The following is a 21,845-nucleotide window of genomic DNA, read 5'->3' on the forward strand; positions in this document are numbered from 1 at the left end:
CGCCCGCACTCGCCGGTGGTTGAGGGGCCGGTGCGGGAAGGGGAGGCCGAGGAGCAGAAGTTGGAGGATACCGTCGGTGTGGCAGCCGTCACAATGGGTTGCGGGGAGCCGCGCGGGCCCGAGTGCGGCGGCCGGAACGGGGCGGGCCGCTCCGCGTCGGTTCAGCCGGCGTACAGGGCGGCCGCGAACTGCGGGAGGGCCGCGACGAGCAGGAAGGTGCCCCGCTCCACCCAGCGGTACTTCGCGCGGATGATGTCGCTGGTGACGAGCAGCGAGCCGAGCAGCGGCCCGGCGGGGTCGCGCGAGCCCCGCTCGAACGCCCGGCTCAGCCGCTCGCTGTCCGCCCCCGCCGGTATGTGCCCGAAGTACGAGGGGCCGGCACCGCCGTACCGGCTGCCGGCCCGGTGGCGCGGCATGATGGCGCCCACGAAGCACAGGACGGCCAGGAGTGAGGTGACGACCGCGCTCCACCGCAGGATGGCGGGGCTCGGGGAGGCACCGATGAAGGCGCCGAGGACGGCTCCCGTGACCCCGAGGAGAACGGCGGCCTTGGTGTCAGCCCGTCCCAGTTCGGCGCGGTTCGCCGTCATGAGCCGTTCCATCGCCGCCAGGGTCTGCGGGCCGCCGGCGCTTGGGACGCTCATGCCGGTCCGCCGCTGCCGGTTCCGGACACCGCGGTGCAGCTGCCGGTGTCGGTGCGGCGGCGAGGGCGCTACGGCGCCCCTCACAGCGTCTTCCCGTACGCGGGCCCGTCCAGGTCGCCGTCGTAGGTCCAGGTGTCCTGCTGCTTGGGCACGCGCCGTCCGAGCGCGTGGAGACGGTCGCGCAACAACTCGGAGAGTTCCTGGCGCTCCTCGTCGGACAGCCGGCCCAGCAGGCCGGCCACCTCGTCCTGCCACGTGGTCTCCTGCCGGACCAGGTTCTGGTTGCGCACGGACCAGTCCAGTACCTGGCTGACCTGGTCCGGGTGCCTGAGCAGCCACAGTGCCGCGAGCGAGACGGGGCCGTCGCGCACGGTCCGGAGGCAGAACTGGTATTCCTCGCGGCGGTCGGCGGTCCAGGCGAAGGGCGCCTCCGTGGTGGCCGCCCGGCCCAGCCGCAGTTCACCCCCGGTGTCCCGGGCCTGGACGTCCGTGACGCGGTAGCTGAGCCCGGCGTCGGCGAGCGCGCACCGGGCTGCCAGGTGCTGCGTGACCCCGGAGGCACTGAGTACCTGACCTTCGGCCTCGCAGAGGTCCTCCAGTTGGCGCAGGCGCTGGTTGAGGTCTCGGCGCACGGCGTCCCAGCCGTCCGCCGCCCGGACCCGTACGACCTGCGCCGGATCGTGTACCCACCACAGCAGGCGCACGTCCACCGGTTCGGTGCCGTACGGGGTCACCAGGGCGACGGGCTGGGTCGCCGGCCGCTCGGCCAGGTCGACGTGGAAGGCGCCGGCGTAGCTGCCGAAGAGACTCGCTGCCGGGGCGCCGGCCGCCCTCCCCGCGCCGGATCCGGTGTCGCCCAGGACGTGATGGGCGCCGTCCACGGTCACGAGGACCAGGGCCCGGTCCCGGCGGCCGGACCAGCGCTGCCGCAGGATCTCCCGCCACGGGGCGTGGGGCGCCCGGGCGCAGAGGGGCTCGTTCGTCCCGATGGTCATGGTGTCCTCCCGTACGGTCGCGTGGGGCGGTCGGTGGGCCCCGGGTTCGATGCCGGCGGCTCACCGGTGCGCCAGGCGCGCAGAGCCCGGCGAGCGATGTGCTGTCCGGCGATGCCGGGATCCCCGTCCCGGTCGATCATGACGAAGAGCCGCAGGGCACCGTGGCGCATGTCCTGGGCGAGTGCCGTCAGAAGAGTCTCGGCGGCGCTCCTCTGCCGGTCGTCCCAGGCGGCCGCCCGGCACCACAGGAGCAGGGCCCTGCACGTCGGGCCGGACAGTTCTTCGTCGTCGATGACCCGGCGGGTGAGGTCCGTGACGGGGCCAGCGAACTCGCCGTCGCCGACGAGCTGGTCCTGGCACCAGGTGCCGGACGCCAACAGGTGGGGGAAGACCTCCAGCGCCAGGCGGGCGACACCGGGGCCCCGCGTGTCGGCCCATCCGACGAGGTGAGCGAAGACCGTCGGCTCGTTGCCCGTCAGGAAGAGGTTCACCAAGGAGCGCCGGACCACCTTGGCGACCACCGTCTCCTGCCGGTCTTGGCCGCCCCGGAAGACGTTGCGCAGCAGACGCATCGCCTGGTCCGGACGCGCGGCGCCGAAACCCGTCCCGCACGCGTGCGCGACGGTCCAGCGGACCTGCCAGCTCGACTGGACGCTCCACTGGTGCAGCCGGTACTTGACCTCACCGGCGAGGACGGGATCCTCGGCGGCCATGCCCAGCGCGTACGCGGCGACGGCCCTGCTGGTGGCGCGGTCGGAGCCGGCCAGTTCACGGATGTGCAGCAGAGCCCTGCGCCCGCCGCCCCAGCGGGCGGCCATGCCCATGACCCGGCCGACCGGCTGGGTCAGGTCGCTCTCGCCGTTGACCTCGCCCATCCAGCTGGTCAGCAGTCCGGAGAGGCGGCCGTACTCCCGCCACACGTGCCGCAGGACCGCCTCACCCTGCCGGTGCCGGGTGAACCGCACCGGTTCCACCACGTACGTGTAGCCGTGCGTCGAGTGGTACTCCTTGGCCCCGTACTCCGCGCGCACCGTGTGCAGCAGGTCGTCCAGGGAGCGTCGGAAGACGAACCGCGGGTTGGACAAAGGCCCTTGGGAGCTCGCGAGTCCGTCCGGTCCGGGTGCTCCCGGCTGCGCCCCTCCCCCGCCCGTTCCCACGCCCGCGTCGGTGGCCGTGCCGGGCCGGTCGCCGGTGCCCTGCGGGAGGACCGAGTGCAGCCGGCCGTCGGCCAGGTCGGCGAGGCGCTCCGCCTGCTCACGCACGACGCGGTGGTCGAGGCCCTCGAACACGCAGGTGGCCAGGAGGAAGGCGAGACCGTCCGGATCATCGCGGAGGCTGCGCAGGAGGTCGGGCACCTCCTCCTCGGCGAGGTAGCTGAGCCGGTCGCGGATGTCGCCGGCCGTCGTGCCGCCACCGCCGGTGCCCACGACGGCGTCCACCAGCTCGCGGACCTGCGCGGGCATCAGCCGGGACGCGAGCAACTCGTCCAGCAGCCCGGGCTCCAGACCGGCCAGGAGCCGGGCCCGCTCGGCCGGGTCCGGCACCTCGGCGTCGAGGCGTGCCTCGAACACCGCTCGCGGCGGGGGCGGGGTGCAGCGGACGGATGTCACGTGGAGGTCGCGTGCCAGGTCGCGTACGACGACCGGGTCGTCGGGCAGCACGATCACCATGCGTGCGTCGGCCTCGTGCAGCAGGCGCCGTAGGTTGCCGACGGTCCCGGGTTTCAGCGGGCGGGCGGGGAACAACCCGTCCACCAGGTACCCGCGGGTGCCGTTGTCGGTGGGGCGCCAGGCCGCGAGGTCCTCGTCGCTGTCGACGGCCCGCAGGCTCGGTCCGGCTCCGTGGTGGTACAGCAGGTTCAGCGCGGCGGTACGGCGTCCGGTGCCCGGCTCACCGGACAGGAACAGCACACGCCCGTCCAGTTCCGCCATGGCCGCGGGGAACCAGTCGGGCCGGGCGAACCCGTTCAGCGCGTCCGTGATCTCCGGCTCGGAGATCGGCCCCTCGTGGGCCACCACCCGCGGGCCGCCGACACCGGCACCGGCCGCGTGTGCGCCGTTGCGCACACGCTGACCGCCGTGGACGGTACCGGAGTTGACGGTGCCGTACGGCGCGTGGATGTACGTGAATCTTCCGCTCCCGGCGCCCATCGGCCCTTCGTCGAGAATCGCGGCCAGAGCCTCGTCGAGGATGTCGTCCAAGCCGACCTCCAGGCCGTCGTCGAACGCCTCGCCGGTGAGGTACCCGTCGCCGCCTGTCGGTCCCTGACCGCCGTCCGCGCCCCGGGCCGGCCCGCTGTCCGCCGGAGGGGCGGCGTCCGGCCCCGGGGTGTCCGCGGTCCCGGTGGAGGGGAGTGCGGGCGGGCCGGGTTCACCGGTGTCCGCGCTCACCGGTCGCCCTGGTGCTTGTCGCCGTGGACGGTGTCGCCCTGATTGCCGTGGACCGTGCCCGCCTTGTCGCCCCGGACGTAGTCGCCGCCGATGTGGTCGCGGCCCACGTCGAGGTTGCTGACGCTCTGGCCGCCGTACACCGTGCCGCTGTTGGCGTTGCCGCGATCGGCCCTGACGACCGACCGGGGTGCCCCGGCCGCTCCCCGGCCGGTCGCCCGCCGCCGGGTTCCGCCGTCCGGTCGGCGCTTCTCCTGGTCGTCGATGACCTGGTCGCCCAGCACCCGCCGGTCGTACAGGGCGCCGGACGGCGTGGGCACGTACAACCAGGCCCGCTGCGCGAACGCCTTGCCCTCGACCGTCGCCGGCACCTCGATGAAGTGGTCCGGGTGGCGTCCGGTGTAGCCACTCGCCACGACGTCCTGGTAGCACCGGTCCGAGAGGATCGCCGCGACCTGCGTGACATTGGCGCTGGAGGCCGCCAGCACGGCTTTTACCGGCCGGGAGTCCAGCAGCCGGTGGGTGTCGTTGCGCGGCGTGCCGTTGCCGTCGAACTCGTCGCCCGCATCGGGCAGCGGCCCGATGTTGAGGCTGGTACGCAGGCGGATGCTCGCGACTCCCGCGGAGTGCACGTTGAACTCGGTCAGCACCTCTTGGAGCGTGGCCAGCCAGGGGTGCACGACGAACGGCATGACCGCCGGCTCGAACCCGAACACGTACCCGTCACCCGTGGAGTCGGGGAACCGCCGGTCCTTCCACACCTCCGCGAGTCCGGCACGCCCGAACGCCGCCTCCAGGAGTTGGGGGACGGCCCGGCTGATCGAGCCGTGCTGCACGGCCGGGTACCCGGTGAAGTCCTTTGCGTCGACGGCCAGGATCCCCCGGTAGGGAGGGAGCGGACGACTGTGCGTGTGGGGCTGGTCGATGTGCGGCACGGAAACTCCTCGTGTGGGCCTTCGTACGTCCTGACGACCTCGAGCCTGCCGGGACGGCGGAGGGCGGTGTGCCCGAGGAGTGCGCAAGCGGTGTGACCCACGCCACGCCTTGGCCGGTGCCCCGTCACCCCTTCCCGTCCGCGGTGAGCCGCAGTGCCGGCAGGTCGGTGACGGTGATGCGTTTGCGTCCGACGCGTACACCACAGGAGGCCAGGTCGGTCAGGGCGGCGGTGACGGTGTTCCGGGACGCCTTCAGGTGCTGGGCCAGCTCGTGGCGGGTAAGGGCGAGTTCCACGGGGCCGCTCGTGCCGTGCGGGGCGCGGGAGCTTCCCGAGATGTCGATCAGGTGCACCAGCGCGGCGGCCAGCCGGGTGCGGACGTCGCCGCCACCGCGGGCCTCGTCCGACTCCCGCAGCCGCGCGAGGGCATACCTCACGAGTACGGGGAACAGGCCGTGCCTGTCGACGAACGCGAGGAAGTCCGCCTTGGCCATCACACCGACGACGCACCGGGAGATGGCCTCGACGTTCGCCGAGCGGACCCCGTCGTCCAGCACGGCGACCTCGCCCAGCAGTTCCCCGGGGCCACGGAAGGCGAGCAGTGAGAGATCGCCGTTCCGCTCCCGCCGGATGACCTTGGCCACGCCCGTGACGACGGCCAGCACGTGCGTACCGGGCTCGCCCTGCCGCAGCAGCACACTGCCCGCCGGGTGCCGCCGTTCGAAGCACCGCGCCACCATGTCGGCCCACACGGCTTCTCCGGCGAAGTCACGCAGGTTCCGCGGCGGCATCGGCGGCATCACCGGCTCCCGCGCCCCGGGTCCGCTCACGACCCGCCCTCGGCAGCCGTCCCCCGTGCGGCGCGCAGCCGTGTGCGGGAGCTTGCTGGACCGTGCGCGCCCCGGGGAGCGCGTCCACGTGTCCCCGGGCTCAGCTGATGCGGCGTCATACGGCTCAGGATGCCGCATCCGGGGGACGCCGGAGTGGCGTCCCCCCGAACCGTCGCCCGATGACTCACCCGTCACCGCGCGGGCGCGCCCGGGCGGTCAGCGGGCCGTGACGCGGAACGTCTTCGCCGTGGGGTCGGCGGCGTCCGGGAGGAGCATGCCGGCCTCGGCGCCGCCGCGCAGGTAGTCGATGACGGCCGGGGTGATGACCTCGCCGGGGGCGACGACGGGAACGCCGGGCGGGTAGGGGCTGATGGTCTCGGCGGCGACGCGGCCGACGGCCCGTTCGGCGGGGACGTGTTCGGCGGTGGCGAAGTAGGCGTCGCGGGGCAGCATGGCCTGTTCCAACTGGAGGGCGCGTGGTTCCGGGAGGTGGACCGGAGGCCGCTTCTCGATGGTGCCGGCGTGTTCGACGAGGCGGTGCAGGGAGTCGATGAGCAGGTTCTCGGTGCGGTCGTCGTCGGCGTGGGTGATCTGCCCGCTGATCCGGCAGGTGTCGGAGGAGCCGACGTCGACGTGGCAGTGGGCGCGCAGCCACTCGGCGGCCTGCATGCCGCTGATGCCGAGGTCCCGGACGTCGATGGTGATCTTCAGCAGGTCCAGTTCGGCGGTCAGGCCCTGGTCGACCACCTCCTCGCCCATCAGGCGCAGCCCGGGCAGGCCGGTGACGGCCTTGCGGATGCGGCCGGCGCGGTGCAGCGCCGCGTCCAAGAGCCCGTGTCCGTGCTGGACCATGTGGCGGCGCCAGCCGTCGAGGGTGGCGTACACCCGGGAGGAGGAGCTGGTGGTGCCCAGCAGGTCCATGCGTTCCTTCCCGGCCCGCGGCCCGCTCCGCCCCGGGCCGGTGCCGTGCCTCCCCGCATGGGTTGCACGAGGGCCGGAACCGAAACCGACGGCGCCCGGATCGCACCCGCTGGCGCTCCGGGCTCTCCTCGCCGAGGTCCACCGGATGGCCCCTGGGGACACGGCCGGCGTGCGGCGTGCCGCGCGCGGCATGTACCGGGGTCAGTCGCCGGGGGCGGTGTCGCGCAGGGCGGCCGCCGCGTCCTGGTAGGCGCGGGTGGCGCGGGTGAAGTAGTCGAAGAGGACGCCCAGTTGCTCGGGCGTGTAGTCGGCGAGAATCTCACCGACCTTCTGCCGCGCGGGCGCCATGGCACGGTCCATCCCCACCGGTTCACCGGCCGGCCGCACGACGACCTTGCGCCGGTCCGCCGGGTCGGGGGCGCGGTGGGCGTAGCCGGCCTGCTCCAGCCTGTCGATCAACCGGGTCGTCGGGCCGGTCGTGAGGCCGGTGCGTTCGGCCAGTTCGCCGGGGGACATGGGCCCGGACAGCTGGAGGATGTTCAGCGCGTACAGGTCGGTGGCGCCCAGTCCGCACGCTCTGGCACTCGCGTGGCCGTGGAGCAGGACCGCGCTCAGGTAGTGCCGGTAGACCTGGCCGGCATCGGGACGCATCGGCGGCGTTGACACGGTGCCCCACCCCCTAATCTCTTCCTCGATAAAGATACTTCGTAGCAGCATCTACTGCTGCGGAGAAGTTACCACAGGAAACCGGGCGCACGAAGGGCGGCGCCGGCGCTCCCGCGGGACCTGTCGCGGGGCCCGCCCAGCGAACCGGAGGCACGAGAAGTGAACATCCGCACCCCTGCCGACCCCACCCGTGAGCGCGACGTGGCGGCCATCCGTGACCTTCTGGAGCAGAGCCGCGCGGCCTGGAGCCGGGGTGACGGCGCCGCGTACGGACGGTGCTTCACCGACGACGCGACCGACGTGACGTACGTCGGCACCGTCTACCGGGGCCCCGCGGAGATCGGCCGCGCCCACCAGGCGCTGTTCGCCGGCTTCCTCAAGGGCACGCGGCTGTCCCTGGACATCACCGACCTCAGCTTCCACGGCCCCGACACCGCCGTCGTCGTCACCCGTGGCGACGTCGGCACGGGCCGGCCGGGGCGGCTGGGCAAGATCGCCACCTACACGGTCGTACGCGGGGGCGGGGACGGGTGGCTCATCGCCGCCGTGCAGAAGACCCGGCACCGGCGGCTGATGGAGACGGTGTCGTTCCGGCTCCAGCCCGCCACCCGGCCCGCCGTCCGTTGAGGACACCAGCCCGGCCACCCCGCCGCTCTCAGGCCCGGCGCAGGCCCGCCAGTACGGCCCGCTCGACGGGTGACGGCTCCGGGCCGTCCAGGTCCAGCGGTCCCGTCGGCTCCAGCGGCGGCTGGGCGAGGAACCGCGGTGCTCCCGCAGTGCCGCTGGGCGGCGTGGACCAGGAACGGGTGGCACAGGAACACGTCGCCGGCCCGCCCGGTGGCGGCCACCTCGCGGCGGCCGGCGGTGGCCGGCACGGCCTCCTCGCACAGCGCGAACCACTCCCGGCCCTCCTCCCCCGCGGCGGCGTGCAGCGGCGGCAGGTCCAGGTGCGAGCCGGCCCGGATGCGGGTCTGGGCGTCGTCCGGGCTGGCGTCGGTGAAGAGGAACAGCATCAGCAGCGCGCGCCCGCGTGACCGCAGGTTCACCCGGTACTCCCCGGACCCGGCGATCCAGCCCGCGTCGAGGTGCCAGCCGGCGTCGCCGGGCTCGCTCTCGCTCGGGAAGCGCAGCGGGAAGGTGCCCAGCCCCAGCGGGGCGCGCCAGCGTCCCCGCTCCCACCAACTGGTCGTAGGCCTCGCGCAGCGCAGCGCCGCGCCGCCCGCCGCGTCCCGGAACGCCGGGGTGGCCAGGGCGCCGATCCGCACCACCGGCTCCGTCCAGCTCCCCGGATCGTCGGGGGAGCAGCCGCTCGCCGCCCGCAACCGGGCGCGGCGCTCGTCCACGACGGCCCCGGGCACGGCCCCCGGCACGCGGACGAAGCCGTCCTCGACGAAGGACGCGATCTCGGTCCCGGTCAGCATCCGTGTCCTCCCATGGGCTCGACTCACCGGCTGCCGGGGCAGCCTGACCCGGCGGCAGGGTGACGGCAACCGTGTTTTCCGGGCCCCGGCGTCGCTCGTCGGTGTGGCCCTCGGCGTGCCACGAGCGGGGTCGGGGCATTCGGGAGGGAGGGAGGTGGACGTGGTGGGAGACGAGGGCTTGGGATTGGGCGAGGTACTGCGGGCCGCCGAGGAGGCGGCGCCGACGGAGTCGGTCGACGTCGTCGCCCGGAACCTGGAGAAGCGGTTCGGCGTGCGAGCGGTGTCGTTCTGGCTCGTCGACCTGATAGGGCGGGAGGCCGTACGGCTGCCCCGCGCGGGGGAGTCACTGCGGGACGGCACCCAACGGACCGGACTGCGCGGCAGCGTGTACGACCGGGTTCTTCGCAGCCAGCGCCTCCACCACGAGTACGACCCCGACGAGGGGTACCGCGTCATCGCACCGGTGACGAACCGGGGCGACTGCATCGGGGTCCTGGAGCTGTCCGTGCCGCGCCTGGACGACGAGGTGCGGGAGGAGATCGAGAAGGCCGCGCACGCCCTGGCGTACATCGTGGTCACCGACCGGCGCTTCACCGACCTGTACCACTGGGGAAGACGGACGACCAGCATCAGTCTGGCCGCGGAGATCCAGCACCAGCTGCTGCCCTCGGCCTCCTGCTGCGAGGCCCCGCAGTTCACCCTCGCCGGCGGCCTCCTCCCGGCGGACGAGGTGGGCGGCGACACCTACGACTACACCCTCGAGGCCGACGCGCTGCACCTGTCGATCACCGACGCCATGGGCCACGACACCGCCTCCGCCCTGCTGGCCACCCTCACCGTCAACGCCCTGCGCGGCGCCCGGCGCGCCGGACTCGGCCTCACCGAGCAGGCCCACGCGGCCCATCGGGCGATCCGGGCGCACGGCCACGGCATGACCACCGGGCAGCTGCTGCGCATCGAGCTGGACACCGGGCGCTGCCGGCTGGTCAACGCCGGGCACCCCTGGCCCCTGCGGCTGCGCGACGGACGGGTCGAGGAGGTGCCCCTGCGGATCAACCTGCCGTTCGGGGTGCCGCTCCCCGTCCGGTACGAGGCACAGGACATCGACCTGCGCGCCGGTGACCGCCTGCTGCTGCTCACCGACGGCATGTGCGAGCGGGAGGCCGCAACCCTCGACATGGCGCGGCTGCTGCGGGACACCCGCGGCGAGCATCCCCGCGAGGTGGTGCGCGCGCTGGCCGACGCCGTGCACCACGTGTGCGGCGGCGTCCTGGCCGACGACGCGACCATCATGGTCCTGGACTGGCACGGTTCCGGGCTCGGGGAGCGGCACGCGGCCGACGCCGGGTTCTCCTGACGTACACCGGAATCTCCCCGGCAGCCGCCCGCGTGTCCTCCCCTCCCCGGAACCGGGTTCTCCCGGCGCGTGCCCGGAGAACCCGGTCGGGGCTGCTTTCCCAACCCCTGGAAGGCGAGTAACCAGGGTCCGGGCGGCGCAACCTGCCGGGCGCCCGCGGACCGGGCGGCGACGGCGGCGTCCGGCGCCGCCGCGCCACCGGCCGGCCCGCTCGCCACGCCGAACGTGCGATGGGTCACTCCGGTGGCGCACCCCCGGCCGGCGCCCGCCCGGGGCGGTTCCGGATCGCGCGTGCGACGGAGGTCGGAAATCTGTCGGGGCAGCGCCACATATCCGGGCGCCCCGACGTTAGGGTTGTGTCCACCGGGGCGCCAGACGGACCCGCGCCCCCGAAACGAAGGTGCCATGCCCGCCGAGAACCCAACCGCCGGCAACCTCGACGACGACGACTACCCCGCCTACACGATGGGCCGCGCCGCCGACATCCTCGGCACGACGCCCGCCTTCCTGCGCGCCATCGGCGAGGCCAAACTGATCACCCCGCTGCGTTCGGAGGGCGGTCACCGCCGCTACTCGCGGTACCAGCTGCGCATCGCCGCCCGCGCCCGCGAACTGGTCGACCAGGGCACGCCGGTGGAGGCCGCCTGCCGCATCATCATCCTCGAGGACCAGCTGGAGGAGGCCCTGCGGCTGAACGAGACGATGCGCCACGGGCTGGGCGGCGGCACCGGGACCGGCGGCGGCCACTGAGCCCACCCGTCCCACCGGCCCCGCCGGCCCCGCCGGCCCCGCGACAAATATCTGTCGCCGCCGTTACAGGATTACCTCCCGGATGCCAGGAGTTTCTCCGGTCCCGTGGGATCAGGATCAGCCACCGGCCGGAGTCGAATGCCGGAAAGCCTGGGAGGCCAGGGGCCTCCTGTGTTACCGTGATAACAGTTGCAGTTTTGATTGCCGGAGAGCGTCTGTGAAATCTTCCAGGCCTTTCCGGGTCCCCTTGAGGGGTGATCATCGCGGCGACTCGGGTTCTGCACAGTGTGGATCCCGGCACTGCCCCTAGGGAGATTCAATATGGCATCTGGCACCGTGAAGTGGTTCAACGCGGAAAAGGGCTTCGGCTTCATCGAGCAGGACGGCGGCGGCGCCGACGTGTTCGCGCACTACTCGAACATCGCCACCTCCGGCTTCCGCGAGCTTCAGGAGGGCCAGAAGGTGACCTTCGACGTGACGCAGGGCCAGAAGGGCCCGCAGGCCGAGAACATCGTTCCCGCCTGACGCTGACGATTTGCACGTGGTGGGGCCCGCGCTCTTGGGCGCGGGCCCCAGCCCGTTTTCCCCACTTTTTTCTGCCCTCGCCTTTTTGGCTTCCTTTCGGCTTGTTCTTGCGAATTCCGTCGCGGTTCCGCACCGCTGAATCGAATTCCTCGATACGTGCCGCACGCATCGAGGAGGGTTCCGCGTGAGCCGCGCCCAACAGACCCGTCGTACCGGCAACGATCCCGCCCGGTTCCGTTCGCGCAGGACGAGCCCGCAGGGTTCGAGTCCCCAGCCGAGGCGGGCCCCGCAGGGAGAGTTCGCGCTCCCCGTCAGCCTCACCGAGCCGCTGCCGGCCGTGGAGGCGTTCGCCGACCTCGACCTGCCCGCGCCGCTGCACGCCGCGCTGCTCGCGGAGGGCGTCACCGCGCCGTTCCCGATCCAGGCCGCGACCCTGCCGAACTCTCTGGCCGGCCGCGACGTCCTGGGCCGCGGACGCACCGGCTCCGGCAAGACGCTCGCCTTCGGCCTGCCCCTGCTGGCCCGCCTGCACGGACAGCGCGCCGAACCCAGGCAGCCGCTCGGCCTCGTCCTCGTACCCACCCGGGAACTGGCCCAGCAGGTAACCGACGCGCTGACCCCCTACGCGCGGGCACTGCGTCTGCGGCCCGCCACCGTCGTCGGCGGCATGTCGATCGGCCGCCAGGCCGCCGCGCTGCGCGGTGGTGCCGAGGTCGTCGTCGCGACCCCCGGGCGCCTGAAGGACCTCGTCGACCGGGGCGACTGCCGGCTGGACCGGGTGACCGTGACCGTCCTGGACGAGGCCGACCAGATGACCGACATGGGCTTCATGCCCCAGGTCACCGGCCTGCTCGACCAGACGCCCCCCGACGGCCAACGGCTGCTGTTCTCGGCCACGCTGGACCGCAACATCGACAAGCTGGTGCGCCGTTACCTGCACGACCCGGTGGTGCACTCCGTCGACCCGTCGGCCGGCGCGGTCACCACGATGGAGCACCACCTGCTGCACGTCCACGACGACGACAAGCACAGCACCGCCACCGAGATCGCCGCCCGCGACGGCCGCGTGATCATGTTCCTGGACACCAAGCACGCGGCGGAGCGCCTCGCCAAGCACCTGCTGTCGGTCGGCGTCCGGGCCTCGGCGCTGCACGGCGGCAAGTCCCAGCCCCAGCGGACGCGCACCCTCGACCAGTTCAAGGACGGGCACGTCACGGTCCTGGTCGCCACCAACGTCGCCGCCCGCGGCATCCACGTCGACAACGTCGACCTCGTCGTCAACTTCGACCCGCCCGGCGACCACAAGGACTACCTGCACCGCGGCGGCCGTACCGCACGGGCCGGCGAGTCCGGCACCGTCGTCACGCTCGTCCTGCCGCACCAGCGGCGCACCATGAACCGCCTCATGGCCGACGCCGGCATCACCGCCCGCGCCACCCAGGTCCGCCCGGGCGAACCCGAACTGAGCCGCATCACCGGCGCCCGGACCCCGTCCGGCGTGCCCGTCGTGCTCGCCGCGCCGGCCGCCGCCGAACGCCCCGAGCGCGCGGGTTCCGCCGGGCGCGCCCGCGGCGGACGGGCCAGGCGGGCCCGGCGTCCCGGCGCCGGCAGGACCCGCTGACCGTCCGCACGCCGGGCGGGGTCCGCGAGGCGCTCGCCGAGGAAGGGAAGCCCTTGCACCCACCCGAGCCGACCGCCTGGTCCCCGGCCGCCGCACCCCGCCGGCGGCCGGCGGCCGAAGGCACCGGGCTGACCGCCCGTGACGCCATGGCCGCCCCCGGCCTCCAGATCGACGAGCACACGACCGTCGACGCGGCCTTGTCCCGCCTCATCGGCGCCCGCGTCACCCACCTGCTCCTCCAGGACGCCGCCGGCCGCTGTTCCGGTCTGGTCACCAGGGCCCAGCTCACCGCCCACCGGGCCGGCTCCTCGTACGGCGACCGGGCCCCGCTGCGGGACATACCGCTCGACCGCGGGCCGTTCACCCCGTCCGTCTCCGCCCTGGACGACGCGGAGACCGCCATGCGGGTCCGCACCCTGGACGTCTCCCCCGTGGTCGACGAGCGGGGCTACGCCCTGGGCGTCCTCACCCTCATCCCCTGACCGCTCCCCGACCGCCCCCTGACCGCTCCCCGTGGAGGCAGCATGCGCTGTGTCATCGCCCGTTTCCCCTTCGACCTGACCAAGAGCGAGGTCGAGCAGTCGATGGAGGGCATCCGGCCCGAACCCGCCGTCGGCAGCTGCGTCACCATCGACCGCCGGGTCTACCCGGTCAAGCAGGTCGGACAGATCATCACCCGGCAGGACCGACGGGACTTCACCGCCGCCGAGGTGAGCCGCGCCCTGACCCGGCTGGGCTTCACCTGCCACGAGGTGACGCCCGTCGTCGCCCAGGAGCACGCCGAGCCCTCGACCCTCCCCTGGGCCGACAACTCGCTGGGCTAGAACCCCCAGGGCCGTCGCGGTCGCCGCCGTCCGCCGCTCGCTCCGCGCCGCGGACGTACGCTGGACGGCACCGGAAGCATGTCGCGCGGCGACCGCGACGGTGCCGTTCCCGGCGTACGACGGAAAACGGGCGGCCGGAAGCCGTCCGGGACGGGATCGCACGTATGGACACGAACGGTTGGCCCGCCGCGGACGGTTTCCCCGGGGCGCACACGTACCGGATGCCTCTCCCCCGGCTCGCCCTCGCCCCCGCCGTCGGCCACGGTCCGCTGCACGGCGCCTGGTGGCCCCGCTGTGATGCGCTCGAACTCGAACTACCCGCGCTGCTCGGCGCGTTGGGGCCCGGACTGGGCCGGGTCGTCCGCGTCACCGTGGACACCGCCGCCTGGCCCGACGTCCCGCGTACGGTGCCGGCACCCGGCCATGTCGTCGAGGTGCTCCTGTCGGTCGTCGACACGGAGGCGCACACCATCACCCTGGACTGCGGCCCCCTCGGGCGGCGCGAGCTGCTGGTCGTCCCGCCCGGTGAACCCGCCGGCGCGGCGAGCTGGTTGCTGACCACCGCCGCCGATCCCGGCAACGCCCTGTCGGCCCCGCACATGCTGGCGCTCGCGCAGGCCAACTGGGACCGCTGAGCCACCGACCGGTGTTCTGCTGACGGATGTCGGCCGGAGCACCGCGGCCGTCAGGCCGCCGGGTGGCCCTCGTGCCGGCGCACGGCGTGGACCACCACGGCCACGACGGTGGTCGCCGCGAGGGTGCCCAGCATGACCAGGGCCACACCGACGGCGAAGAGGCCGGTGGCGTCGTCCGACCAGTCGAGGTAGGCCGCCACGGTCAGCCCGGCCGTGGTGCCGGCGACCGCGCCCACGACATGCCCCCGGGCCGCCGACCAGACCACCGACACCAGCAGGGTCAGCACCAACCCCGCCACCTGCCATGGCTCGTAGGGCCCGGTCGTCGTGCCGTCGGCGCGCACGCCGTAGCCCCGGTCCCGGCGCAGCCAGGCGGCCCACGCGGTCGCCGCCGCGACGGCGGTCAGGAGGACGGCGAGGAACCGGCGGACGCGGGGGTGCGGTGTCTGTGGCATGACCGAATCCTCGCGGCCCGCCCCGGCGCCGGACAGAGCACGGCTACTCACACCGGTTCGAGTAGCCCACCCCCGGAAACCCGGCCGCGCGGCCGGCACCGCTGCTCCATCCGTGTGTATCCGTCATCCGATCGGCCGAGTGCCGGGCGCTCAGGGCGTCCGGTCCGGGCTCGCACGACGAGGATGGCGGGTGACTGCCGCCAAGGCGTGGGCGGACGGCGAGCATCGGGAGACGGACGACTTGTGAGCATCCTCAACGAACCCCAGGGCGGTGCCGCGGCAGCTGAGGACTCGTACGAGAACGAGCTGCCCGTCAGGCCCCGACAGCCCGGCAACGTCGTGGTGAAGTGGCTGACGACCACCGACCACAAGACGATCGGCACGCTCTACCTGTCGACGTCGTTCGTGTTCTTCCTGTTCGGCGGCGTGATGGCGCTGATCATGCGCGCCGAACTGGCCCGGCCGGGGCTCCAGATCATCTCGGAGGAGCAGTACAACCAGCTGTTCACGATGCACGGCACCGTGATGCTGCTGATGTTCGCCACCCCGCTGTTCGCCGGCTTCACGAACTGGATCATGCCGCTCCAGATCGGCGCGCCCGACGTGGCGTTCCCCCGGCTGAACATGTTCGCCTACTGGCTCTACCTGTTCGGGTCCTCCATCGCGGTCGGCGGCTTCCTCACCCCGCAGGGTTCGGCCGACTTCGGCTGGTTCGCCTACACCCCGCTGTCCGACGCGATCCGCACCCCCGGGCTCGGCGCCGACATGTGGATCATGGGTCTGGCCTTCTCCGGCTTCGGCACGATCCTCGGCGCCGTCAACTTCATCACCACGATCATCTGCATGCGCGCCCCGGGCATGACCATGTTCCGCATGCCGATCTTCACCTGGAACGTGCTGCTGACCGGTGTCCTGGTCCTGCTGGCCTTCCCGGTGCTGGCCGCAGCCCTGTTCGCCCTGGAGGCGGACCGCAAGTTCGGCGCCCACGTCTACGACGCGGCCAACGGCGGCCCGTTGCTGTGGCAACACCTCTTCTGGTTCTTCGGCCATCCGGAGGTGTACATCATCGCGCTACCGTTCTTCGGCATCGTCACCGAGGTCATCCCCGTGTTCAGCCGCAAGCCGATCTTCGGCTACATGGGTCTCGTGGCCGCGACCATCGCGATCGCGGGCCTGTCCGTGACGGTGTGGGCGCACCACATGTTCGTCACCGGCGCGGTGCTGCTGCCGTTCTTCTCGTTCATGACCTTCCTGATCGCCGTGCCGACCGGAGTGAAGTTCTTCAACTGGATCGGCACGATGTGGAAGGGCAGTCTCTCCTTCGAGACACCGATGCTCTGGGCCACCGGCTTCCTCGTCACGTTCCTCTTCGGCGGACTGACCGGCATCATCCTGGCCTCGCCGCCGATGGACTTCCACGTCTCCGACTCGTACTTCGTGGTGGCGCATTTCCATTACGTGGTCTTCGGCACGGTCGTCTTCGCGATGTTCACCGGCTTCCATTTCTGGTGGCCCAAGTTCACCGGCAAGATGCTGGACGAGCGCCTCGGCAAGATGTGCTTCTGGACGCTGTTCGTCGGTTTCCACGGCACGTTCCTGGTCCAGCACTGGCTGGGCGCCGAGGGCATGCCCCGCCGGTACGCCGACTACCTGGCGGCCGACGGCTTCACCGGCCTGAACACCATCTCGACGATCAGCTCGTTCCTGCTGGGGCTGTCGATGCTGCCGTTCCTGTACAACGTGTGGAAGACGGCCAAGTACGGCAAGCCGGTCGACGTGGACGACCCATGGGGCTTCGGCCGTTCACTGGAGTGGGCGACCTCCTGTCCGCCGCCGCGGCACAACTTCGTCACCCTGCCCCGTATCCGCAGCGAGTCCCCGGCGTTCGACCTTCACCATCCCGACATCGCGGTGACGGAGCACGAGGGCGGCGGCTACCCGACCACGACCGACCGGGGCCACGGGTGACCGGACTGCCCAAACAGGGGGCGGGCACCGGTGGTGACCTCGGCAACGAGGTGGAGGGGTACCTGCTGTGGCAGGCCAGGGTCGCCGAGGCCGAGCAGCGGGCGCGGGAGTTCACGGGCTCCCTGGAGTGGCTGACGACGGCGCAGCGCGAGGAGATCGAGCGACGCTACGCCGCCGACAGTCTGCGCCGGGCCCGCGCGGACCTCGAACGCGTCGCGGCCCGCTGCGTGTCGCTGCGCGCCGAGTACGAGCAGCGCTACCGGGAGCTGCGCCGGCGCTGCCTGGCCATGACGCTGGCCGTCTGCGCCGGTCTGACCACGGTGGCCACCCTGCTGCTGGTGCTCTGACACCGGCCGTTCGGCCGCGTACGGGTGGGCGGCCTGAGGCAGCGTCGACCGGCTCCGGCGGACTGGACGCCACCGGCCCGGGAGCCGGGAGTCGGCGGCGCGGGCACGTCTGCGGCCACCGTCGTCCCCAGCCGTCCCACCGGCGACCGGCCGGCCCGCCTCGTCCTCGGCGTCACCTCGGGTGAAGAGGGGTGACGCCGCGCGTCCCGCGCGGAGGTCGGACTCGCCGTACCGCACGCGCTGCCAAGCCGCCGACCGGAAGAGTGCCCCGCTGCGCGGCAGTGGAACCGCCGGGAAGCCGTGCCCAGAACCCCGGGCGCCGGACCTCGGCCGGCCCCGAGCACACGCCCTGACACCGGCCAGGCCGGTGGCGCTGAAGCCCAGGGGTGGGTGCGTATACGCGCCGTCAGTCCACCACCGTGCCGCGTACGCCCCGTGGCCCGCGCGGGCCCTGCTGGGCCCGTGCCGCGGGGTCACTCGCCGGGTGCGCTCATCTCGGCGTTCACGGAGAGACGACCGCGCCCCGGCCCGGCGTGTCCATGGACCCCGGTGACTTCACCACGGGGTCGCTGGAGGGCTGGGTGGGGCGAGGAGGGGCCGACTGTCCGGGGAAGTGGGCGCGGTGAGGTCACTGCGGGTCGAGCGGATGGTCCCGTTCGTCGGTTTCGTCCTCGTCGAGGAGGATGTCCGCCGTCGCGGGACGTGGCGTGTCGTCGGTGGACGCCAGCTCCTGCTGAAGAGCCCTGAGATCAGTGCTGGGAGCGCGATATTTCAGTTCGCGAGCGATTTTGGCCTGCTTCGCACGTGCGCGACCGCGTCCCATGATCCATCTCCTCACAGATGCCCGGACGCAGGGGCCCGTACGTCATCCCCGCGACCGATACTCCCTAGACACCACACCATGCTAGCTCAGTCGGCCTGTTCCCAGCAGACAGGCCGGAAGACCGGGCCGGTGTCCGACCCGTCACGTACGCCGACCGACGTGCTCAGTGAACGGCCCGGAGCATGCGGGTCACGTTGATCCTGGTCGGCGAGAGGCCGAGTTCCACGCTCTGCATCATGCGCTCGCCGTTCAGCCGGCCGTAGGCGAGCAGATCGACGTTGGCGAGGCTGAATTCCGGCCAGGTGTGAATGCTGAGGTGCGAGGCGGAAAGCAGCAGGATCGCGGTCACGGCGCCGTTGGGAAAGACATGCGACGCCTCCCCGAGAACCTTGGCGTTGCCCTTGGCCGCGGCGTCGCGGAGCACCTTCAGAAGGCGCTCCTCATCGGTCAGAATGCTGTGGTCGCTCACCCATACGTCGACCGCGTACGAGCAGAGGTCGTCGACGTCTATACCTTCGGTGGCGAGTTCCGCGGGATTACTCATGGCGCTCCGGGAAGCGCGCGCCTGAGCCGCTTCCCGCATCTCCTCTCCAGGGATTCACCACGCGGATTCACCCACGCGGATCACAACGATCACGGTGACCGGATCGGGGGCTTGACATCCCGACTGCCGACACTTAGCCAGACCAGGCTAGCACGCAGGGTAACCTGCCGCAGCGCGCTGCGGTGGCCTGCGGGTACGCCCGCCGGAGCGTCCGCCGAAGACTTGTCGGGTGGCCGGCGGAGGGCGGCATTTTCCCGGTAAGGCGGCCGGGGGAGCCACCGGATTTCACCACACCGGATCGCATTCACCGCCGCATTCGGCACGATGACCACGCGGCTCACACATGACGCGGTGTCGGATCGGGCCCGTCGGACCGCGGGAGACCGGGGAGTCGGTGGACCGTCGCCGGGGCCGGCACTTCCGATGCCGACCCGGGAGAACGGGTCCCCACCGGACGGCGGGCGCGGGCTCGCCCGCGGCACACCCCTTTCCACCGGCGGCGGCGGGGAAGGGCAACGGCAGCGGTCCGCACAGCGGTAATGCGCGGCGTCGAAACCGACCGGTAAAAGGCCGCGACAATGATTTCCCGGAATTGCCGGAAAGCTTTCGGCCACCTGGCATCGCACTTTGCCGGGCCCGTATACTGGCACGACCGTTCTCATCCCCCGTGGAGCACCATTGTGACGAAAGCCCGCCGACGGCACCGCAGTGTCAGCGCCGACCGAGTGCTCAACGACGTGGCGGACGCCGTCGGGCTCCAGGAGGGGCCTCCGGGCGTGCGGTCGATCCTGCGTGCCCTCCGCCGGCTGGCTCCGGCCTCGACCAAGGACATCAGCCGGGCGGTGGGCCTGCCCGTGCCGATCGTGGCGGCCGTGGGCAACGAGCTGCGCACCCGCGGGCTGATCACCCACGAGCGGCCGTCGCAGCTCACCCCGGCCGGCCGGGCCGTCGTCACCGAGCTGGGCATGGACCTCACCATGGACGCCACCTGCCGCACCTGCGACGGGCGGGAACTGGTGATTCCCGAGGTGCTGGAGGAGGCCGTCGCCCGGCTGGACGCCGTCATGGCGGACGGCCCGGCCGCCGACATGACGCTCGACCAGTCCAAGTGCACCTCGGAGACCAAGGTGCGGCGGGTCCTGGCGCTGCTGACGGCCGGCACGCTGCCCGGTGGTTCGCTGCTCCTGATCGGCGACGACGACCTGGTCTCGCTGGCGGTCGCCGTCGTGGGGGACGTGCTCGGCGCGCCGCTCGTCGACCAGGTGACGGTGGTCGACATCTCGCCCGAGATCCTCGGGTACATCGAGCGGGTCTCCGCGGATCTCGGGACGCGTGTGGAGACGGTCCACCACGACCTGCGCGATCCCCTGCCGGAGGAACTGCACCGCCGGTTCGACGTCGCGATGACCGACCCGCCGTACACCCCCGAAGGTGCCCGGCTGTTCCTCTCGCGCGCGGTGGAGGGACTTCGCCAGGGGCCGGCCCACAGCATTTTCTTCTCGTTCGGCGGGAAGAGCCCGGACGAAATGCTCCAGGTGCAGCGCGAAATCATGGACCTCGGTCTCGTCACCAACGGATACATCCGCAATTTCAACGAGTACGAGGGCAGCGGAATTCTCGGCGGGGTCGGATTCTTCCAGCACCTGCTGACCACGAGCGCGACCGCGCCGTCGCAGGACGGCGGCTACCAGGGCCCCCTCTACACGGGTGACAAGCGCTCACGGCAGCGGATGTACGAGTGCGTGGCCTGCGGCGAGATGTTCCGGGTCGGCGCCGGGGCGAAGTGGGCCTCGGTCGGCGCGCTGCGCGAGGAGGGCTGCCCGAACTGCGGCAAGGGTCCGTTCCGTCCCGGTCCGCTGGTGCCCCTCGGTGCGGAGAACCAGGACCGGTAGCCGGAGCGCCCGCCGATCCGGCGGCCCCACCCGGGCACATGATGGGCCGGGAGCGGGTACCCGCAGGAGGATGCTGCTGCGTTTCGACGGCTGGATCGCCGGACTGGGGACCGCGTCCGGCACCCGCGCGGTGCTGGGGCACTGGCCGCGGTCGCCGTTCGGGCCGTTCAGCGACGTCATGGTGGAGCGGGAGGACGGACACCGGCTGCTGCTGGCGCCGTCCCGCCGCGTCGCGGACTTCATCGCCACCACCTACAGCTTCGACGAGGTCCGTGTCGTGCCCGTCGCCGTACGGGCCGACGCGGCGCGGTGGACGGTCGCGGCCGGCCCGCTGGACCTCAGCTTCACCACCGGCCGGCGCGGTCTGCCGGGGCTGCTGCTGCGCGCCGTGCCCGCGCCGCTCGCCGCCCGCCCGGCCTGGACCGCGGTGACGTACCTTCCCGCCCGGCTGCTGGGCGTACGCACCCGGGGCAGCGCGGGCGGCGGACGGCGCGAGTGGTACGGCGCCCAGGACCTCCGCCCGATCGTGTCGGCCACCGCCGCCTACGCCGGCCGGGACCTCGGACCGCTCGCCCCGGTGGCACCCCCGGTCCGGTTCGGTTTCGGTTCGGCCCCCCGCCGGCCCGGCCTCGTCCGGGTGACGACGAACGTGCGAACACCCCGGGGACCGGCCGCGGGAGCCGGGTGGGAGCGGCGGCGGTTCAGCATTTGTCGGTGGGGGCCAGGCTCACCGCGTCCCGCTGCCAGGTGAGGTGGAGGACCGTCGCAGTGGCCTTGCCGCCCGCGCCGCCCTGCCGAGTCCTGAGCGTGACGCCGCCGCCGTCCGCCACGAGCAGTTCACCGCCGGCGAAGTAGACGAGGCCGACGTCGCCGTCCTGGCAGGAGTTCAGGAAGCGGCCCAGTTCGTCGCGGTCACCGCGTCCCGGGCGGTGAAGGGCAGGGCCGGGAAGTCGTCCTTCAGCTCCGGCACCTGTTCCAGCTGTGGATAGGCCGGCACCGCGATCAGCAGAGCCCGCCGACGCCCGGCGCTCATCGTGCTCAAACCCCCCTGGGCCCTCGCGAGTTCACGCCCGTCCCGACGTGAAGGGCGATTATCGCAGACAGGGACGGGCGGGCGGGGGCACAACCGCGGGGACCCGGGCGGGCGTCCGCGCGCGGACGGGGGGGGGGGGGCGGGGGGGGGGGGGGGGGGGGGGGGGGGGGGGGGGCCGGGGGACGCGGTGGGCCGGTGACCGTGGTGGGCGCACCGCATAGGCTGTCGCCGTCCGCGATCGACACCGCCGTTCAGGCGCCACAGACAACGCCG

23 protein-coding genes and 1 pseudogene are annotated in these 21,845 nt (G+C 72.7%); 12 read left to right on the plus strand and 12 right to left on the minus strand.

What is annotated here, in order from left to right; genetic code table 11:
• Positions 1-161: 161 nt before the first annotated feature.
• The 7 genes from ACIQVT_RS30050 to ACIQVT_RS30080 form a co-directional block, all read right to left on the minus strand.
• Positions 162-644, minus strand: coding sequence for a Pycsar system effector family protein (locus ACIQVT_RS30050; RefSeq protein ID WP_403760961.1), 483 nt, complete (start codon positions 642-644; stop codon positions 162-164).
• 80 nt (positions 645-724) lie between these two features.
• Positions 725-1,639, minus strand: coding sequence for a hypothetical protein (locus tag ACIQVT_RS30055; RefSeq protein WP_403760964.1), 915 nt, complete (start codon positions 1,637-1,639; stop codon positions 725-727).
• Entirely contained in the window at positions 1,636-4,029 is a 2,394-nt protein-coding gene (locus ACIQVT_RS30060; RefSeq protein WP_403760967.1) for a hypothetical protein, read from the minus strand. Before ACIQVT_RS30060 ends, ACIQVT_RS30055 begins: the two co-directional genes overlap by 4 nt.
• On the minus strand, positions 4,026-4,961 hold the full coding sequence (locus ACIQVT_RS30065) for a hypothetical protein (RefSeq protein WP_403760970.1): 936 nt from the start codon (positions 4,959-4,961) through the stop codon (positions 4,026-4,028). The genes ACIQVT_RS30060 and ACIQVT_RS30065 overlap by 4 nt, the downstream gene beginning before the upstream one ends.
• Positions 4,962-5,085: 124 nt before the next feature.
• Positions 5,086-5,790, minus strand: coding sequence for a Crp/Fnr family transcriptional regulator (locus ACIQVT_RS30070; protein WP_403760975.1), 705 nt, complete (start codon positions 5,788-5,790; stop codon positions 5,086-5,088).
• A 216-nt stretch (positions 5,791-6,006) separates the two neighbouring features.
• Positions 6,007-6,711, minus strand: coding sequence for an aminoacid decarboxylase (locus tag ACIQVT_RS30075; RefSeq protein ID WP_403760979.1), 705 nt, complete (start codon positions 6,709-6,711; stop codon positions 6,007-6,009).
• A 201-nt stretch (positions 6,712-6,912) separates the two neighbouring features.
• Positions 6,913-7,362 carry a MarR family winged helix-turn-helix transcriptional regulator gene (locus ACIQVT_RS30080; RefSeq protein ID WP_403760982.1) on the minus strand — a complete coding sequence of 150 codons (450 nt, stop codon included), beginning with the start codon at positions 7,360-7,362 and terminating at the stop codon, positions 6,913-6,915.
• A gap of 174 nt (positions 7,363-7,536) precedes the next feature.
• Between ACIQVT_RS30080 and ACIQVT_RS30085 the strand changes: the two genes are divergently transcribed.
• Positions 7,537-8,004: an SgcJ/EcaC family oxidoreductase gene (locus ACIQVT_RS30085; protein WP_403760987.1), complete on the plus strand. Its 468-nt coding sequence runs from the start codon at positions 7,537-7,539 to the stop codon at positions 8,002-8,004.
• A gap of 209 nt (positions 8,005-8,213) precedes the next feature.
• Here the strand turns inward: ACIQVT_RS30085 and ACIQVT_RS30090 are convergent.
• Positions 8,214-8,798: pseudogene (locus ACIQVT_RS30090) on the minus strand (phytanoyl-CoA dioxygenase); the annotation flags it as partial.
• 163 nt (positions 8,799-8,961) lie between these two features.
• On the opposite strand from ACIQVT_RS30090, the gene ACIQVT_RS30095 reads away from it, so the two are divergent.
• The 7 genes from ACIQVT_RS30095 to ACIQVT_RS30125 all read left to right on the plus strand — a co-directional run bounded on the left by ACIQVT_RS30095 (position 8,962) and on the right by ACIQVT_RS30125 (position 14,510).
• A complete protein-coding gene (locus ACIQVT_RS30095; RefSeq protein ID WP_403761064.1) occupies positions 8,962-10,155 on the plus strand; it encodes a PP2C family protein-serine/threonine phosphatase in 1,194 nt (397 codons plus the stop codon).
• A 405-nt stretch (positions 10,156-10,560) separates the two neighbouring features.
• Positions 10,561-10,905 carry a MerR family transcriptional regulator gene (locus ACIQVT_RS30100; protein WP_403760990.1) on the plus strand — a complete coding sequence of 115 codons (345 nt, stop codon included), beginning with the start codon at positions 10,561-10,563 and terminating at the stop codon, positions 10,903-10,905.
• Positions 10,906-11,226: 321 nt separating this feature from the next.
• On the plus strand, positions 11,227-11,430 hold the full coding sequence (locus ACIQVT_RS30105) for a cold-shock protein (RefSeq protein ID WP_007383480.1): 204 nt from the start codon (positions 11,227-11,229) through the stop codon (positions 11,428-11,430).
• Between the two features lie 184 nt (positions 11,431-11,614).
• Entirely contained in the window at positions 11,615-13,051 is a 1,437-nt protein-coding gene (locus tag ACIQVT_RS30110; protein WP_403760993.1) for a DEAD/DEAH box helicase, read from the plus strand.
• 146 nt (positions 13,052-13,197) lie between these two features.
• Positions 13,198-13,533 carry a CBS domain-containing protein gene (locus ACIQVT_RS30115; protein WP_403761069.1) on the plus strand — a complete coding sequence of 112 codons (336 nt, stop codon included), beginning with the start codon at positions 13,198-13,200 and terminating at the stop codon, positions 13,531-13,533.
• A 42-nt stretch (positions 13,534-13,575) separates the two neighbouring features.
• Positions 13,576-13,875, plus strand: a complete 300-nt coding sequence (locus ACIQVT_RS30120; RefSeq protein WP_403760999.1) for an SCO5918 family protein — start codon at positions 13,576-13,578, stop codon at positions 13,873-13,875.
• Positions 13,876-14,039: 164 nt separating this feature from the next.
• Positions 14,040-14,510 carry a DUF5994 family protein gene (locus tag ACIQVT_RS30125; protein ID WP_403761002.1) on the plus strand — a complete coding sequence of 157 codons (471 nt, stop codon included), beginning with the start codon at positions 14,040-14,042 and terminating at the stop codon, positions 14,508-14,510.
• A gap of 50 nt (positions 14,511-14,560) precedes the next feature.
• Here ACIQVT_RS30125 and ACIQVT_RS30130 read toward each other — a convergent pair whose 3' ends face one another.
• Positions 14,561-14,965: a hypothetical protein gene (locus ACIQVT_RS30130; RefSeq protein ID WP_403761005.1), complete on the minus strand. Its 405-nt coding sequence runs from the start codon at positions 14,963-14,965 to the stop codon at positions 14,561-14,563.
• Positions 14,966-15,208: 243 nt separating this feature from the next.
• On the opposite strand from ACIQVT_RS30130, the gene ctaD reads away from it, so the two are divergent.
• A complete protein-coding gene (gene ctaD, locus ACIQVT_RS30135; RefSeq protein WP_403761008.1) occupies positions 15,209-16,933 on the plus strand; it encodes a cytochrome c oxidase subunit I in 1,725 nt (574 codons plus the stop codon).
• The gene (locus ACIQVT_RS30140) at positions 16,930-17,280 is read left to right on the plus strand and encodes a cytochrome C oxidase subunit I (protein ID WP_403761011.1); all 351 of its coding nucleotides are present in this window, start codon (positions 16,930-16,932) and stop codon (positions 17,278-17,280) included. The genes ctaD and ACIQVT_RS30140 overlap by 4 nt, the downstream gene beginning before the upstream one ends.
• A 628-nt stretch (positions 17,281-17,908) precedes the next feature.
• Here ACIQVT_RS30140 and ACIQVT_RS30145 read toward each other — a convergent pair.
• Both ACIQVT_RS30145 and ACIQVT_RS30150 read right to left on the minus strand, forming a co-directional pair.
• A complete protein-coding gene (locus ACIQVT_RS30145; RefSeq protein ID WP_403761014.1) occupies positions 17,909-18,103 on the minus strand; it encodes a DUF3073 domain-containing protein in 195 nt (64 codons plus the stop codon).
• Between the two features lie 163 nt (positions 18,104-18,266).
• Positions 18,267-18,686: an S-adenosylmethionine decarboxylase family protein gene (locus ACIQVT_RS30150; RefSeq protein ID WP_403761017.1), complete on the minus strand. Its 420-nt coding sequence runs from the start codon at positions 18,684-18,686 to the stop codon at positions 18,267-18,269.
• Between the two features lie 641 nt (positions 18,687-19,327).
• Between ACIQVT_RS30150 and ACIQVT_RS30155 the strand changes: the two genes are divergently transcribed.
• A complete protein-coding gene (locus tag ACIQVT_RS30155; protein WP_403761022.1) occupies positions 19,328-20,539 on the plus strand; it encodes a bis-aminopropyl spermidine synthase family protein in 1,212 nt (403 codons plus the stop codon).
• Positions 20,540-20,609: 70 nt separating this feature from the next.
• Positions 20,610-21,290: a hypothetical protein gene (locus ACIQVT_RS30160; RefSeq protein ID WP_403761025.1), complete on the plus strand. Its 681-nt coding sequence runs from the start codon at positions 20,610-20,612 to the stop codon at positions 21,288-21,290.
• A gap of 135 nt (positions 21,291-21,425) precedes the next feature.
• Here the strand turns inward: ACIQVT_RS30160 and ACIQVT_RS30165 are convergent, their stop codons facing one another.
• Complete coding sequence (locus ACIQVT_RS30165) at positions 21,426-21,572, minus strand: hypothetical protein (protein ID WP_403761028.1); 147 nt, start codon at positions 21,570-21,572, stop codon at positions 21,426-21,428.
• Positions 21,573-21,845: the final 273 nt, after the last annotated feature.

Origin of the sequence: Streptomyces sp. NPDC100445, assembly GCF_044759735.1 — a bacterium.
In the GTDB taxonomy this organism is placed as follows: Bacteria; Actinomycetota; Actinomycetes; order Streptomycetales; family Streptomycetaceae; genus Streptomyces.